Origin of the sequence: Nocardioides sp. (assembly GCF_047607185.1) — a bacterium.
Lineage (GTDB): Bacteria > Actinomycetota > Actinomycetes > Propionibacteriales > Nocardioidaceae > Nocardioides.
Genome location: NZ_JASGDQ010000083.1, coordinates 1 through 15,389 on the forward strand (window position 1 = coordinate 1; position 15,389 = coordinate 15,389).

Annotated in this window: 15 protein-coding genes and 2 tRNA genes; 9 read left to right on the forward strand and 8 right to left on the reverse strand. The window is 70.0% G+C overall.

Going from position 1 to position 15,389, the window contains the following annotated elements; translation table 11 throughout:
• Window positions 1–165 precede the first annotated feature (165 nt).
• Entirely contained in the window at window positions 166–591 is a 426-nt protein-coding gene (locus QM595_RS09755; protein ID WP_415171353.1) for a hypothetical protein, read from the forward strand.
• A gap of 47 nt (window positions 592–638) precedes the next feature.
• On the opposite strand, the gene QM595_RS09760 is transcribed toward QM595_RS09755, so the two are convergent.
• Complete coding sequence (locus tag QM595_RS09760; RefSeq protein ID WP_415171354.1) at window positions 639–1,730, reverse strand: hypothetical protein; 1,092 nt, start codon at window positions 1,728–1,730, stop codon at window positions 639–641.
• Between the two features lie 299 nt (window positions 1,731–2,029).
• Here QM595_RS09760 and QM595_RS09765 point away from each other — a divergent pair, with 299 nt between their 5' ends.
• The 8 genes from QM595_RS09765 to rlmC all read left to right on the forward strand — a co-directional run bounded on the left by QM595_RS09765 (window position 2,030) and on the right by rlmC (window position 10,861).
• Complete coding sequence (locus tag QM595_RS09765; protein ID WP_415171355.1) at window positions 2,030–2,644, forward strand: hypothetical protein; 615 nt, start codon at window positions 2,030–2,032, stop codon at window positions 2,642–2,644.
• Between the two features lie 161 nt (window positions 2,645–2,805).
• Window positions 2,806–3,690: a hypothetical protein gene (locus tag QM595_RS09770; RefSeq protein ID WP_415171356.1), complete on the forward strand. Its 885-nt coding sequence runs from the start codon at window positions 2,806–2,808 to the stop codon at window positions 3,688–3,690.
• A gap of 500 nt (window positions 3,691–4,190) precedes the next feature.
• Window positions 4,191–5,423 carry a PucR family transcriptional regulator gene (locus tag QM595_RS09775; protein ID WP_415171357.1) on the forward strand — a complete coding sequence of 411 codons (1,233 nt, stop codon included), beginning with the start codon at window positions 4,191–4,193 and terminating at the stop codon, window positions 5,421–5,423.
• Window positions 5,420–6,649: an HAD family hydrolase gene (locus QM595_RS09780; protein WP_415171358.1), complete on the forward strand. Its 1,230-nt coding sequence runs from the start codon at window positions 5,420–5,422 to the stop codon at window positions 6,647–6,649. The genes QM595_RS09775 and QM595_RS09780 overlap by 4 nt, the downstream gene beginning before the upstream one ends.
• A gap of 122 nt (window positions 6,650–6,771) precedes the next feature.
• Window positions 6,772–7,983, forward strand: a complete 1,212-nt coding sequence (locus QM595_RS09785; protein ID WP_415171359.1) for a pyridoxal phosphate-dependent aminotransferase — start codon at window positions 6,772–6,774, stop codon at window positions 7,981–7,983.
• A 94-nt stretch (window positions 7,984–8,077) separates the two neighbouring features.
• On the forward strand, window positions 8,078–9,115 hold the full coding sequence (locus QM595_RS09790; protein WP_415171360.1) for an adenosine deaminase: 1,038 nt from the start codon (window positions 8,078–8,080) through the stop codon (window positions 9,113–9,115).
• Window positions 9,116–9,119: 4 nt separating this feature from the next.
• A complete protein-coding gene (locus tag QM595_RS09795) occupies window positions 9,120–9,740 on the forward strand; it encodes a DUF4190 domain-containing protein (RefSeq protein ID WP_415171361.1) in 621 nt (206 codons plus the stop codon).
• Between the two features lie 2 nt (window positions 9,741–9,742).
• Window positions 9,743–10,861, forward strand: a complete 1,119-nt coding sequence (gene rlmC / locus QM595_RS09800; protein WP_415171362.1) for a 23S rRNA (uracil(747)-C(5))-methyltransferase RlmC — start codon at window positions 9,743–9,745, stop codon at window positions 10,859–10,861.
• On the opposite strand, the gene QM595_RS09805 is transcribed toward rlmC, so the two are convergent.
• The 7 genes from QM595_RS09805 to QM595_RS09835 all read right to left on the reverse strand — a co-directional run bounded on the left by QM595_RS09805 (window position 10,856) and on the right by QM595_RS09835 (window position 15,359).
• Window positions 10,856–11,872 (reverse strand): UDP-N-acetylmuramate dehydrogenase, encoded by a 1,017-nt coding sequence (locus QM595_RS09805; protein ID WP_415171363.1) that lies wholly within the window; start codon window positions 11,870–11,872, stop codon window positions 10,856–10,858. The genes rlmC and QM595_RS09805 overlap by 6 nt on opposite strands.
• 69 nt (window positions 11,873–11,941) lie before the next feature.
• On the reverse strand, window positions 11,942–13,798 hold the full coding sequence (locus QM595_RS09810; RefSeq protein WP_415171364.1) for an HAD family acid phosphatase: 1,857 nt from the start codon (window positions 13,796–13,798) through the stop codon (window positions 11,942–11,944).
• 74 nt (window positions 13,799–13,872) lie between these two features.
• On the reverse strand, window positions 13,873–14,256 hold the full coding sequence (locus tag QM595_RS09815; protein WP_415171365.1) for a MaoC/PaaZ C-terminal domain-containing protein: 384 nt from the start codon (window positions 14,254–14,256) through the stop codon (window positions 13,873–13,875).
• Window positions 14,253–14,630 carry a MaoC family dehydratase N-terminal domain-containing protein gene (locus QM595_RS09820; protein ID WP_415171366.1) on the reverse strand — a complete coding sequence of 126 codons (378 nt, stop codon included), beginning with the start codon at window positions 14,628–14,630 and terminating at the stop codon, window positions 14,253–14,255. The genes QM595_RS09815 and QM595_RS09820 overlap by 4 nt, the downstream gene beginning before the upstream one ends.
• A gap of 348 nt (window positions 14,631–14,978) precedes the next feature.
• On the reverse strand, window positions 14,979–15,149 hold the full coding sequence (gene rpmG / locus QM595_RS09825) for a 50S ribosomal protein L33 (RefSeq protein ID WP_415171367.1): 171 nt from the start codon (window positions 15,147–15,149) through the stop codon (window positions 14,979–14,981).
• Between the two features lie 33 nt (window positions 15,150–15,182).
• A tRNA-Met gene (locus QM595_RS09830) sits at window positions 15,183–15,256 on the reverse strand.
• A 30-nt stretch (window positions 15,257–15,286) separates the two neighbouring features.
• A tRNA-Thr gene (locus tag QM595_RS09835) sits at window positions 15,287–15,359 on the reverse strand.
• Window positions 15,360–15,389: the final 30 nt, after the last annotated feature.

The window sequence follows — 15,389 nt, forward strand, 5'->3', positions numbered from 1 at the left end:
CCCCCCGCGGGGTTGTGCCAGCCCCGTCGCGCCCGCTGGGGGGGGGGGGCCCCCCCCCCCCCCCCCCCCCCCCCGCGACCCATTTCCCCCACCGCCAAGGGCGACACCGTCTTCACCGCCAACGGCAACACGTTCACCTGCACCGGCTCGACCACGAGCCTCACCGTGCACGGCGGCACCAGCCAGGACCCCGTCGCCGACATCGTCGGCGCCACCTGGACCGGCTGCACCTTCATCGGCGTCAGCGTGTCGGTGGTCGTCACCAGCCCGAACTGGCACCTGCACGCCGTCAGCGGCTACACCACCGCCGCCACCGACACCGTGGTCGGCACCATCGACAACATCGCCGGCATCGTCGTCACCATCGCCAACTGCAAGTTCACCGTCACCGGCTACGTCGGCGGCAACTTCCTGGAGGACAACGGCAAGAGCGGTCAGGAGTTCGCCGTCACCTCCTCCAACCTCACCATCGCCACGGTCAACAGCGCCATCCTGTGCGCCGGCCTGGTCGACGTCGACGACGCCGCTACCTTCACCGGCGCCTACAACCTCGACTCCACCGCGGCCGGCTATATCAACCTCCAGCCCTGAGAACGCGCTGAGCCTGGAGCCGGGGCAGGCCTGCCCCGGCTCCAGGCTCACTCCTCGCGCGCGGGATAGCTGAAGGTCGGCGGAGCGTAGTCCGGGTCGCAGTCCGAGGGGTCGCCCTGGAACGGCCCGCGCACGCCCATGATCGAGGTGCCGGTGATGACGGTCCCGCATTGCCGGTCCGCCGGGTAACCGTAGACCAGCGACGACACCGCCGCATAGCCGACGGTGACCGCGTTGCCCGGCCCCGAGACCGCCCCGGTCAGCAGTGGCGAGACATCCTCCCCGGCCGTGGTCCGGCAGTCCGAGAACGCCGGGATCTCGAGCTGACCCGAGACCGCTCCGCCCATAATCTTCGCCAGCCCCCGGGCCGCGAGCCAGTCGACTCTCGCGGTGCTGCCAGAAGGGGTCGCCGCCACCTCGGGGTCCAGATCCGGGTCGGTGAGTGGGTCGCTCTTCCACGCGGTGTTGCTCGTCAGGTCGAGTGAGATCGGCGGTGACACGCAGTCGCCGAGTCCGACGTCGATGCCGTCCACGGCGAGCGCGGTCAGCCGCACCCGCACCTGACCGGTCAGTCTGGCAGAGGACGACTCGGTGGACGTCACGCCGGGCCGCACCTCGACCGGGGTTGCCGGGTAATATCCGGTCACGGTCATCGCGACCTCCAGCGCGACCGGCAGGTCGTCCTCGTCGCGGAGTTGCTCGATCCGCAGGCCGACCTCGACGGGGACCGCGCCGAAGGCGACGGTGCGGACCGTGATCGGCATCCCGATGCCGTAGCCGTCCGTCGCCCCGGCCGGGGAGGACAGGAAGGTGTAGGCGCGATAGGTGGTCGTCTGCTTACGGCCCTGCGGATCGTCGGTCGGATAGGTGATGACCGGCTCCTGCAGGACGAGGAGGGCGGTCGCCTGGGCCGGCACCTTGAGCCACTGCCGGGCCCGGGCGACCTCGGTCAGGCCGGTGGCCCAGTCGCCGCTGTCCTTGCTCTTCGCCCAGCCGGTCGGCACCGTCAGGTTCGGCAGCCCCGGCCAGGACGGGTAATAGACCCCGTCCGCGTCGGCGCTCGGCCCACACGCCAGCATCAACAGGGTCACCAGGACCAGCGGAGCCGTCGCGCGTCGGAGCAGTCGTCGTAGTCGCACGGTCCACACGCTGGCACGGCCCCCGCCCCGGCGCCACCCGATCTCGCCACAACGTCAAACCCCGCCGAAGGACTTGTCACCCGCGTGCTAGAACACCCGCCCGCGCGGGCTCGTGGCGGCTACGCCCCGCCCCACCCTTCACTCTCGTCACCTGACGGGCCAATTTCCGTCCACAAGCGGCCCCCAAACAGCGTTCTCCACAGGCAGGCTCTCGCCGATCGCGCCTCGTCGCCGCAGCTGCCTATCGTCCCTCACATCGATCGCTGGCGGATGCCGCCGCCATCACACACACTGGGAAGGTGGAGATCACCGTGGACATCGAGACCTGGGCCTCGGCCGCCGCCATCATGGCCGTCGCCGGCGGGGCACTCCGCTGGCAATTCGGCCTGCTCGCCAAACAGATCGAGGAGTTCAAGAGCTACGTCGCTACGGAGTTCGCCAGCGTCCGAGCCGAGATCGCCGGCGTCCGGGCCGAAGTCAAGACCGTCGACACCAGAGCCGAAGGCGGGCGCCTCGGACTCGACGCCAAACTCGAAGGCTTCCGCACCGGACTCGAAGCCAAGATCGACGCCGTGCACACCGGACTCGACACCAAGATCGACAACCTCCGCACCGGACTCGACACCAAGATCGACGCCGTGCACGCCGGACTCGACACCAAGATCGACCGACTCGACACCAAGATCGACACGGTCCGCACCGGACTCGAAGCCAAGATCGACAACCTCCGCACCGACCTCGACACCAAGATCGACGCGGTCCGCACCGAGCTGAAAGAAGACGTCAAGAGCGTCGATGACCGGGTGTTCGCCCTGGCCCTCGGCCTTCGCCCACTCATGGAGAGCGCCACCGTCGGCGCCCTCAATCCGGCCGGGTTGCCCGCTCACGGTCCCCAATCCTCCCCCGCCCCCTGACAGCCACGGCCTGCTTGCGCAACGGCTAGTGCGGTGGATCCGCGTCACTATCCGGCACGGATCCACCGCACTAACGATTTGACCACCGCCGACCGCGGGGTTGTCCACAGGCCTGGTCGGCGTCGGTGGCATGGTGGCGGCTGCCGCGGGAGGGTGGTGGCATGCCGAGTGCCGAGCACGAGACCCCGCTGGCGTTGATCCGTGCCGACCCCGGCCTGGTGGGCTGGCTGCTGGGAGAGATCTTCGGACTGACGCTGCCGGCCTATGCCACGGTCCGGCCGCATGCCACCGAGGTGCAGCAGACCGTGCCACACACCTATCACGCCGATGCGGTCGTCGTCTTCGCCGACCACGCCGACCAGCCCGTGCTGGCAGTCGTGGTAGAGGTGCAGCGGGCCTGGGAGGAGTCCAAACGGCGGACCTGGCGGCTCTACCTGGCGCACCTGGAGGCAGAGCTCGATCTGGCCGCCGCGCTGGTGGTCTACTGTCCCGACCCGGTGGTTGCGGCTCGCTACGAGCGCCTCGCGGCCACCGACGGGATCAGCTCACTACTGCGGCCCCTGATCCTGACCCCCGACATGGTGCCGCTGGTCACCGATGTCGATATCGCCGAGGCCAGCCCACCGGCGGCAGTCCTCTCGATGATCCTCCATGCCGGAGAGGCCGGCATCGAGGCCGCGTTCCCCGCCCTGGCCGCCGCGATCCTCGCCGCAGGCACAGCCCGGCCCGAGCGGTTCTACACTTACTACGACATCGTGCTCGCCGCCCTGCCTGGTTCGGCGAGCACCCGATGGGAGGACTACATGACCAGCTCGACACCACCCCGGTTCTACAGCGAGAAATTCCGCCGCCTCTGGAACGACGCCCAAGCCGAAGGCCAGGCCGAGGGCCGGGCCGAGGACGTCTTGCTGGTGCTCCAGACCCGCGGCATCGAGGTCCCGACACAGCTACGCCAACGCGTCCTGGCCACCACCGACACCGACCAACTGACGACCTGGCTGCGGCGGGCGGTCACGGCCACCAGGATCGAGGACGTGCTCCTCTAAGAACGTGTTTAAGACGTCCTGGCCGTAGCGAGCGGCGTCCCACGCGGTGGGGCGCAAGGCGCCGAAACGAGCGATACCGGGGTTGTCTCGTGAGTTTCGGCGCCGCCGCGAGCCGCTGTGTGGGGCGTCGCGCAGTAGGTCAGGACTTCTTAAACACGTTCTAAGCTTGCGTCGCGCGGACCCGTGGAGCCCCGCCGGTCCCCAGGACCTGCCCGCAGTGACCTCTCCCGATCACCCATCCGTCCCCGCCACTGACAGCCACCGCCGGAGCCGTCCTAGCCACGGATTTCTTGTCAGTCGCTTGACAAGAAATGCAACGAGTTGGGCTCCTCGATTGTCCCCGCGTTTTCCTGGGCAACGTGACGTCCGACACTAACCCCGACACGGCACCAGCGCCGTGGGCGTTGTCAAGCCCAGCCGTCGATGGGAGTGTGATGTCGGACACACCCAGGGAGGGGTCGGAGGGGACCGATGGGACAACGAAGGCGGGGCGGGGCGACATGATCGAGACCCGGTTCGAGCGCAGCACGTTCGTCACGCCGCAGCTGGCCGCCAGGTTCCGAGACGGTGCCGGGCCGCTGGTCACCCAGATCGCCCACGAGATCCAAGCCGCGGTGCCGGAGTACGCCGGACCCGCCAACGGCCAACGACGCAGGCTCATCCGAATGGCCGTTGCGGAGGCGGTCGCGCACTTCCTCCGCACGATCGAGGGGCAGCGCAGCCCCATCGGCAAGCTCGACGACCTGTTCTGCCGGATGGGCTACGGCGAGGCCACTGACGGCAACGACCTCGGTCCGATGGACACCGCCCTGCGGCTCGCTACCCGGGCCGCAGCCGGTGCGCTACGCACGGCGGCCGCCGAGGAGAAGAGCTCAGCGGCGCTGCTCGGCCACCTCGAGGACGAGCTCGTCTACCTCATCGACCACCTCAGCGAGCAGGCCCGCCTCGGCTACGAGATGGCACACCGCGCCTTCGACCGCGACGTCGCCCGCAACCGCCGCCGGCTGGCCGCCGAGCTGCTGCAGGGCGTCGCCGAGGCGGCGCTGCGGGAGCGGGCCGAGAAGGCCAGCTGGCCGCTGCCCGCTCGGCTGGTCGTCGTCGCGGCCGAGACGACGCTGCCCGTCGAATGGCCCGTCGACGAGGGCTTCGACGGCAAGGTGCTCACAGTGACCGATCTGGAGCCCGTGCTCTACATCTGCGCGGCCGAGGACGCCACCCTGGTCTCCGACACGCTACGGGGCAGCGGGCCCACCGTGCGGATGGCGCTGAGCTGGCCCGTCGAGCTGGCCGATGTGCCGGACGCGCGGCGATGGACCGAGCGGGCTCTCTACCTGGCCCGCGACGGCGTACTCCCCCGCACGTCGATCCTCGACTGCACCAGCTACCGCACCCAGCTGTGGCTCCACTCCGAGCCGGCGCTGCGCCGGCAGCTCGCCCAGGAGCTGCTGCGACCGCTGATCGCCGAGACCCCCAACTCCCGAGAGATCCTCACCGAGACGCTGCTGGCCTGGCTCGAGACCCGCGACAGCGCGCCCGCCCTCGCCGCCATCCTGGGCGTGCATCCGCAGACGGTGCGCTACCGCTGGCGCCGCATCAACGAGATCTTCGGCGAGTCGCTGCACGACCCGGAGTTCGTCGTGCAGCTCACCATGGTGCTCAAAGCGAGCGTGCCGCTGTGGGTCGCCGGCGACCAGAGCGACTTCGAGCGCTACTGGAACGAGGAATTGGCGTGAAGTGGCCCCGGTGGTTCGCTCCATTGGTGGTCCTCGTGGCGGCGGTGGCGTTCCTGACGCACGGCTTGCTTGACGATGGGAAGGCGGCGGCGTACGTCGGTGCCGCGGTTCTCCTCGCCGGCGCCCCCGGCGCACTGGCGAGTGCCTTCCTCGCCCCGCTGAGGCTTGGTCGGCGTCGCGGCGCCGCGCTCGGCATCCGGTTCCTCCAACGCAGCGCCGTCGACGCCGCCACCGAGGTCGACACCCTGCTGCTCGATGGGCTCGACACCCTGGTCGACGGCCGGCACGTCGCCTCGATCGACCCGCTCGACGAGAGCCATCTGCGCAATCTCCGGTGGTTCGCCGGGGCGTTGGAGCACACCTCCGACCACCCCATCGGCCGCGCCATCGCGCGGCTGTCGGCTCGCGGCAATGTCACCGGCGTCGAGCATCATCCCGGCCTCGGCATCAGCGGCTCCGTGGACCGTCACCCGGTCCGGGTCGGTGAGCCCGCCTGGATCGGGGTGCCGGCGACCTCCGATGGGCCCGGCGTCGTCGTCGCGGTCGAGGTCGACGCCCGGCTGCTGGGGACCATCACCGTCGTCGACAGCGTCCGCTCCGACGCCGCCGATGCGGCCGCCACGCTGCACGCCCTCGGTGTCCGGCCCGTGCTGGTCTCCTCCGCTCCCGGTGCGAGAGCGCGCTCGGTAGCCGATCAGGTCGGGATCGCCGAGGCGATCGACGGCGACCTCGCTGACGGCGCCGGGCAGCGAGGCTCCGGTGTCGCCGCGCTGACGACCGGGCCGCTGGTCTCGACCTGTGCTCTGACGATCGGACCGGCCAGCCCACAGGTCGCGACCGACGACTGCGGGATCGCCACCGGCGCCGCTGCGCTCCGACTCTGCCACGACATGGCGGCCACCACGCGCCTGGCGGCCCGGACAGCGCTCGGCTTCCACCTCGTGCTCATGGCACTGGCCGCGACCGGCCTCTTCCCGCTTTGGGTGGTCGCTCTCTGCGCGGCCGCCGGCGTCGGCCTCGTCTGGCTTCTGGTCCTCTACGCGCTCAGACGCGGGCGCCGAAACCCACGATTCCACCAGCCGCGAGGAACCTCCGGAGACGGGCGTGCTGACTTGAGCGACTTACCTGGGCAACGACCGGCACCGTCGTCACGAGTCTCAGGCCTGCCTCAAGCTCGTCGAAGTGGCGCCGCCACACCACTCGATCCCGGCGGTCAGCGGCGATGAGCGTGCCGGCGCCATAGCCGAGCATCAGCAGTCCTCGACCCCGGACTCCCACGCGCTCCGCCTCCTCGGCGCGGGCCAAACAAGATGCGTGGAAGCCGGAGCGGGTCGATAGAGTGATCGTCATGACGCTTCCCCGTGACCGACGTGTTTCTCAACGGCTCGCCGCGATCGCCGAGTCGGCGACGCTGAAGGTGGACGCGAAGGCGAAGGCGCTCAAGGCCGAGGGGCGCCCTGTCATCGGCTTCGGCGCCGGCGAGCCCGACTTCCCCACCCCCGACTATGTCGTCGCGGCGGCAGTGGCGGCGGCGCAGGACCCGAAGAACCACCGCTACACCCCCGCCGGCGGGCTGCCGGAGCTCAAGGCCGCGATCGTCGCTAAGACACTGCGTGATTGGAAGCTGGACGACTCCGGCTTCGAGTTGACCCCGGCCAACGTGCTGGTCACCAATGGCGGCAAGCAGGCGGTCTACAACACCTTCGCGGCGCTGCTCGACCCGGGCGACGAGGTCATCCTGCCGGCGCCGTACTGGACGACCTATCCCGAATGCATCCAACTCGCCGGTGGCAAGGCGGTCGACGTCTTCGCCGACGAGACGCAGGACTACAAGGTCACCGTCGACCAGCTCGACGCCGCGCTCACCGAGCGCACCAAGGTGCTGCTGTTCGTCTCGCCGTCCAACCCGACCGGTGCCGTCTACACCGCCGACGAGATCCGCGCCATCGGCGCCTGGGCCGTCGAGAAGGGGCTGTGGGTCGTCACCGACGAGATCTACGAGCACCTGCTGTACGACGGCGTGGAGACCGGCTCGATCCTCAGCCTCGTTCCCGAGCTGGCCGACCAGGCCGTGATCCTCAACGGCGTCGCCAAGACCTATGCCATGACTGGCTGGCGGGTCGGCTGGATGATCGGCCCGGCCGACATCGTCAAGGCCGCCACCAATCTGCAGTCTCATGCCACCTCCAATGTCGCCAACGTCTCCCAGCGAGCGGCGATCGCCGCGCTGGAGGGTGGCCTGTCGGCCGTCGACGCGATGCGCGAGGCGTTCGACCGGCGCCGCAAGACCATCGTGACGATGCTCAACGAGATCGACGGCGTCCTCTGCCCGACACCGCAGGGCGCGTTCTACGCCTACCCCTCCGTCAAGGGGCTGATCGAGCGCGTCGGGTTGGGGTCGTCCGCCGAGCTCGCCGAGCACATCCTGGAGAAGGCGGAGGTCGCGGTCGTGCCCGGCGAGGCGTTCGGCTCGCCCGGCTATCTCCGGCTCTCCTACGCGCTCGGCGACGACGACCTGGTCGAGGGCATCACCCGGCTCCAGAAGCTCTTCGCATCGTGACGCTCCGGCGTCAGTTTGCGACCGCTCACCGGCTTTCCGGCGTCAGTTTGCGACTGCTCACCGGGATCTTGACGTCAGTTTGCGACCGATCACCGTGCGTGAGCTGAGGGCGCTGCCCAAGGCCCATCTCCACCTGCACTTCACCGGGTCGATGCGGCATGGCACGCTGCTCGAACTGGCCGCGCGCGACGGCATCAGGCTGCCCGACCAGCTCGTCAACGAGTGGCCACCGCAGCTGTCGGCCGCCGACGAGAAGGGCTGGTTCAGGTTCCAGCGGCTCTACGACGTCGCGAGGTCCGTGCTGCGCACCGAAGGAGATCTGCGGCGGCTGATCCGGGAGGCGGCCGAGGACGACGTCGCCGACGGCGGTCGCTGGCTGGAGATCCAGGTCGACCCCTCGGGCTATGCCGCCCGCTTCGGCGGCATCACCAACGTCACCGAGCTGATCCTCGATGCCGTCGCGGCGACCTCGGCCCAGACCGGGCTCGGCATGGCCGTGGTGATCGCGGCCAACCGGACCCGGCACCCGCTCGACGCCCGCACCCTGGCCAGGCTGGCGGCGCAGTACGCCGGCCACGGGCCGGGGAAGGGCGTCGTCGGCTTCGGGCTCTCCAACGACGAGCGGCGAGGCACCACCGCCGACTTCACCCATGCGTTCTCGATCGCCGAGCGGGCCGGGCTGATGCTGGTCCCGCACGGCGGCGAGCTGCGCGGACCGGAGCACGTGCGACAGGTCGTGGAGTTCCTGCACCCCGCCCGGCTCGGTCACGGCGTTCGCTCCGCAGAGGATCCGGCGGTGCTCGACAGCATCGTCGAGGCGGGGATCGCACTGGAGGTCTGCCCGACGTCCAACGTCTCGCTCGGCGTCTACCAGTCGCTGGCCGAGGTGCCGCTGCCGACCCTCGTCGAGGCCGGTGCGACGGTGGCGCTGGGCGCCGACGACCCGCTGCTGTTCGGGTCGCGCCTGCTGGGGCAGTACGCCGCGATGCGAGCCGCTCACGAGCTCGACGACGCCCGGCTGGCCGACCTGGCCAGAATGTCGGTGCGGGCATCGGCAGCGCCGGAGTCGGTGAAGGCGGCGCTGCTCGCCGACGTCGACGCCTGGCTCACAGCGCCCGATGCGCAACAATGACGCCATGAGCGAGCAGGAGCCTCCCCCGAACCCGACTCCCGAGGAGAAGCCGGAGGGCTGGCGGCCGCAGGAGTGGCAGCCGAGGTGGCAGCCGCAGTACGAGCCGGTCGAGTCCGCTGAGCCGACCGGCGATGCCGCCGCGCCCAGCAACCCCTACACCCCGCCCCAGCCACCCCGGCCGGAGCCCACGCAGCCCTATCCTCAGCAGGGCTATCAGCAGCCCTACACCGGGTGGACCCAGCCCAACCCGCAGCAGCCCTACCAGCAGCCGGGCCCGCAGTGGCAGCCCGGCTATCCGGCGTACGGCGTGCCGGACGACTCCGGTGCGCAGGCCTCGATGATCATCGGCGTCGTCTCGCTGGCGCTCGCGTTCTTCTGCGTGGGCGTCGGCCTGATCGGGTCGCCGTTCGCGATGATCCTGGGGCTGCGCTCCAAGCGCCGGATCGACGCCGCCGCCGGGGCCCTGGGTGGTCGCGGCAACGCGCAGGCGGGCTTCCTCCTCGGCCTGATCGGGACCATCCTGCTGGTGCTGGCCGTCCTCGCCGTCATCGCCTTCATCGTGCTGCTGGCGTCGGTCGACGACTGGTCCACCTACGACGGCGACACCAGCTACGGCAACGCCTGAGGGTGGACTGCTCCTACTACGGCGCTCGACGATGTCGCTCCTGCCGCTGGATCGAGCAGCCGTACGACGAGCAGCTGGCCGCGAAGCAGCGGCGGGTCGCCGCGGTCCTTCCGGAGCTGCCCTGGCGGCCTGCCGTCGCGAGCGCCGAGGAGGGCTTCCGCAACAAGGCGAAGATGGTCGTCGCCGGCACCCTCGACGAGCCGACCCTGGGCATCCTCGACCCGCGCGGCATCGGGGTCGACCTGCGTGAGTGCGGGTTGCACGACACTCGGCTACAGGCGGCGCTCCCGGTGCTGGCCGAGCTCGTCGGGCGGGCCGGCCTGACGCCGTACTCCGTCCCGGACCGGCGCGGCGAGCTCAAGCACCTGCTGGTGACCGTCTCGCCGGAGGGTGACCTGATGGTGCGGTGGGTGCTGCGCTCGACCGAGCCGGTGCCGCGGCTACGCAAGCACCTGCCGTGGCTGGTGGAGCGGCTGCCGGTGCGGGTGGCGAGCGTCAACCTGCAGCCGGCCCACAAGGCGGTGCTGGAGGGGCCGGAGGAGATCGTGCTGACCCCGCGCGACACCCTGCCGATGCGGGTCAACGACCACGTCCTGCAGCTGCGGCCGCGGTCCTTCTTCCAGACCAACACCGAGGTGGCGGCGCGGCTCTACCGCGAGGCGGCGGCGCTGGTCGAGTCCGCCTCGCCGGGGAGCGTGTGGGACCTCTACTGCGGCGTGGGCGGCTTCGCCCTCCATGTCGCGGCGCCGGGCCGCTCGGTGCTGGGCGTGGAGACCAGTGAGCAGGCGGTCACCTCGGCGCGGCTCTCGGCGCGCGAGGCCGGGATCGAGGCGGAGTTCCTGGCCGGCGACGCGACCGCGTTCGCGCTCTCCTCGACCGCCGCTCCTGAGCTGGCGATCGTCAACCCGCCCCGCCGCGGCATCGGTCCCGAGCTCGCGACCTGGCTGGAGCGCTCCACCGTCGAGCACGTCGTCTACTCCTCGTGCAACGCCGAGACGCTGGCTCGCGACCTGGCGCTGATGCCGTCGCTGCGGCCGGTCTCGGCCCGGCTGCTCGACATGTTTCCGCACACCGACCATCACGAGGTGCTCGTCCTGCTCACCCGTCGGGCGACGTCATAGGGTGACGCCGAGGAGCACCGGCTCGTTCATGAGCGTGATGCCGAAGCGGGCGGCCACGCCGGCGCGGATCTCGCGGGCCAGCCTCAGCAGTTCCTCGGTGGTGCCACCGCCTCGGTTGGTCAACGCCAGCGTGTGCTTTGTCGACAAAGAGATGCTGCCGTGGCCGTAGCCCTTGCCGAAGCCGGCGTGCTCGATCAGCCAGGCGGCGCTGGTCTTCACGGTCCCGTCCAGCTGCGGGTACGACGGCGCCCCGGCCGGCACCTGCTCCAGCTGCACCACCGGGTTGGTGAAGAAGGACCCGGCACTCCAGGTGTCGTGATCCTCGGGGTCGAGCACCATCCCCTTCGATCGGCGCAGCGCCAGCACCGCGCTGCGGACCTCGGCCAGCGGGGCCCGCTCCCCCACCTCGATGCCGAGCGCCCGCGCCAGCTCGGCGTAGGCCACCGGTGAGGACAGTGTGCCGGGCCGGAGCTGGAAGGTGACGTCGACGACGACCTGGCGACCCGCCCCGGAATCCAGCGCAGCGGCCTTGAAGCGCGAGGTGCGGTAGCCGAACCGGCACTCCTCGGCGGTGAACGTCCGGAAGCCGCGCAGCATCCGGTCCCATACCCGCACCCGGGCGATGGTCTGGCCGACCTCCTGCCCGTAGGCACCGACGTTCTGGATCGGGGTGGCGCCGACGGTGCCGGGGATACCGGAGAGCGCCTCGACGCCGGTCCACCCCCGCTCGACGGCGACGGCGACGAAGTCGTCCCAGCTCTCGCCCGCCGCGACCCGCACCATCACCCCGCCGCAGTCCGGGGCGTCGGCGTCGATGCCGCTGGTGGCGATCTTGACCACCGTGCCGGGGAGGCCGGCGTCGGCGACGACCAGGTTGGAGCCGCCGCCGAGGATCAGCGCCTCCCTCTCGGCGACGGCCTCCACGAGCTCGGTCTCGGTGGCGGCGGTGACGAACGCGCCGGCCGGACCGCCGAGGCGCAGCGTGGTGTGGTCGGCGAGCAGGACGGGCACGCCTCCAGTGTCTCAGCAGAGGCGGAAGGGGCCCCGCCGACGCGGCGGGGCCCCTTCACGGTCTTTGCGTCAGGACAGGTAGTACATCGGGTTCGGCAGCTTGTAGGTGGCGTCGGCGTAGCCACCGTGGAGGTCGGAGTACTGGTCTCCGAAGTTCGCCACGATGTCGAGGCCCTTGACCTCCTCGATGTACTGCCGGGTGCCGGCCTTGAACTCGATGGTCGAGCACTTGGCGTCGTCACCACAGTCGATGTACGACGGCACCGGGGTCGGCTTGGTGTAGTAGTTGTCGGCCGTGAAGAGCGGCGCGCCGGTGGCGCTGACATAGCCGACCTTCGTCAGGTTGCCGATGGTGGCGTCCTGGTTGTAGGCCGACCGGCCGGTCAGGCCGACGATGGTGCACCCGGCCGCAGCGGCAGCCTGGACCAGCGCCGGCATGCCGGGGATGGCCGGCGTCTTCTGGGCCTGGATCCACTGGTCGGCGAGGCTGCTGTCGTAGTTGAAGCCCATAGCGCCGTCCTCCATGTCGTAGTTCCACAGCGTGGTGTCGTCGGCGTCGAAGACGGCGGCAGGGGTGCGCGGCAGGTTCATCGAGGCGACGACGTTCTGCACGTGGACCAGCTTCCGCTTGGCCTTCTTCAGCTTCTTCTTCGCCTTCTTGATCCGCGACTTCACGTGCGACTTCTTGGCCGTCTTCAGCGCCTTCTTCGCCTTCTTGACGGCCTTCTTGACGGGCTTGAGCAGCGTGGCGGCGTAGGCGATCGCGTCCGCGGCGGCGGCGACCTTGGCGGCGCCGGTCTGGCAGGCCGAGACGACCGCCGGCGTCCAGACGGCCTCGAGCGCGGCCATCTGGGTCAGGAAGGGCGAGCTGGTCGTGCTGGCGGTGTAGACGCCGTCGACCTTGGTGGCGCCGTAGTAGGCACGGATCGCGGTGAACACCGGGCCGATGTTGGGGATCGCGTCACCGTCGGTCAGCGTGGCGCCGGTGGAGCCGTCGGGTGCCATCGTGTACGTCGTCGGCAGCACCATGGCAGCGTCGCCGTCCGGCGCGCCGGGGATGTTCGCCGAGGGCAGGTAGTACGTCGGGTTCGGGATCTTCTGGGTGTCGTCCGCATAGCCGCCCTGCAGGTCGCTCCACTGGTCGCCGACGGCGAGCACGATGTCCTTGGCGTCGGTGTCCTCGATGTGCTTGCGGGTGAGCGCCTTGTACTCCACCGTCGAGCAGGTCGCGTCGCCGTCGACCGTGCAGTCGACCCACGACTGGTTGGTGACGTCCTTGGTGTAGGTGTTGTCGGCGTCGAAGATCGCGGTGGTGCCGTCGACGAAGCCCGCCTCGGTCAGGTTGGCGATGGTGTCGGCCTCCTGGCTGGCGGGCCGGCCGGTGATCGCGTAGATCGCATAGCCCTCGGTCTTCAGGGTCGTGACCAGGTCGACCATGCCGGGAACGGCCGGGAAGAGCCTGCCGGTCACCCAGGCGGCGTTCTTGGTCGAGTCGTAGATGTAGTTCATCTCCTCCTCGTTGCCGTAGTCCGAGAGCAGCGTGGAGTCGACGTCGAACACGACCGCGGCGTCGGCGGGCGCAGTCGTGTCGAGCGCGGCGAGGATGTCCTCGGCGATCGCCTCGGTGTTCTTGGCGTACGCCGAGGTGGTGAGGTTGGGCAGGTAGATCTGCGCACCGCTCGGGTTCGCGGGGTTGGTGCCCTTGGTCGCCCCGTAGTAGGCGCGGATGGTGGCCTTGACCGAGTCGACGTTGGGAATCGCGTCACCCTCCGTCGGGGTGGTGACGGCACCGGTCTGACTGACCTGGAGCGTGAACGACGTAGCTGGGCCCATCTGGCTCGCCGCATAGGCGGGCAACTGTCCGAGAGCCAGTGTCGCGGCGACGGCTGTCGCTGCGGCCGCTACCGTGGTGCGGGTAAACCTCATGAGTCCTCCGAAGTGAGTGTCGATCCAACCTTCGCACCCTAGGACTCCTGTGTGTCGCTGGGAATACCGCGGTGTCACCTCAGGCGCACGACCGCCTTCGGATTGCCCAGGACTCGCTTCCCGTCGCAGCTGACCTCGATGGCGATGGTGGTGGTGTCGCCGTCCGTGGTCACCGACTTCGCCGCGACCTCGACGCTCGCGCCGGTCTCGTCGTCGGGCACGACGACCGGCGAGGTGAACTTGCCGCCGAGCTCGACCACCTCGGCGTCGTCGGTCCAGGTCGCCACCGCCGAGGCGACCAGGCCGAGGGTGAGCATCCCGTGGGCGATGACGCCGGGTAGCCCGACCGAGCCGGCGACCCGGTCGGACCAGTGGATCGGGTTGAAGTCGCCGGAGGCGCCGGCATAGCGGACCAGGTCGGCGCGGGTCAGCGTGAAGGTGAGCGGCTGGTAGGTCATGAGTGCACCAACGTCGCCTTGGCCTCGCCGACGACCTCGCCGGCGGCGTCGGTGATCGTGGAGACGGTCCCGATCACGTCGGCGCCGCCGAGCGAGCGCAGCGAAGCGATCCGCATCGAAGCGGTCAGCTCGTCGCCGACGACGACCGGCCGGTGCCAGGTGAAGCGCTGCTCGCCGTGGACGATCCGCTCCAATGAGGCGCCGACGTCGGCCAGCATCTCCAGCATCGCGGAGTTGAGCAGCAGGATGGCGAAGGTCGGCGGCACGCCCTGGCCGGGGTAGCAGGTGGCGCGGGCGAACTCCGCGACCTTGCCCGCCTCCACCAGCCACGGTCCCACCGCCGCGAACTCGCGCTCGAGCACAGACTGATCCACGCCCAGCGACGCTAGCGGTTACCGAGGAGTCTCCGAAATGCCCCACCCTCCGCCGAGAAGTCCCGGATGGCCCCCCGAGAAGTCCCTGATGGCCCGCCGAGAGGCCCCGGATGGCCCGCCGAGAAGCCCCTAATGGCCCCTCGAGAAGCCCCGGATGGCCCGCCGAGAAGTCCCGGATGGCCCCTCGAGAAGTCCCGGATCGCCCCTCAAGGGGCAACTCGAGACCCCTCAAGGGGCAACTTGAGACCCCTCGAGGGGCCATCAGGGACTTCTCGGCGGGGAAGGGGAATGGCGAAATGACGACGACCCCGCCCTGGGCCAGGCGGGGTCGTCGTACGGAAGAACGGGTCAGCGGGTCTCGCGGTGCGGCTGGTGCTTGCGGCACCGCGGGCAGAACTTCGCCAGCTCGAGCCGGTCGGGGTCGTTGCGGCGGTTCTTCTTCGTGATGTAGTTGCGCTCCTTGCACTCGGTGCACGCCAGAGTGATCTTGGGGCGAACGTCGCTGCTCTTGCTGGCCACGGGAAGTCCTTATGGTGATCGGTCTTGCGGTTGTAGCGGGGGCGGGGATCGAACCCGCGACCTCACGATTATGAGTCGTGCGCTCTAACCGCCTGAGCTACCCCGCCAGGGTGCGACAGAGGGGCCCTCTGCCTCAGAGCCCCCTTACGGAATCGAACCGTAGACCTACTCCTTACCATGGAGTCGCTCTGCCGACTGAGCTAAGGGGGCAACGACGAAGAACACTACTCAAGGCCGCCC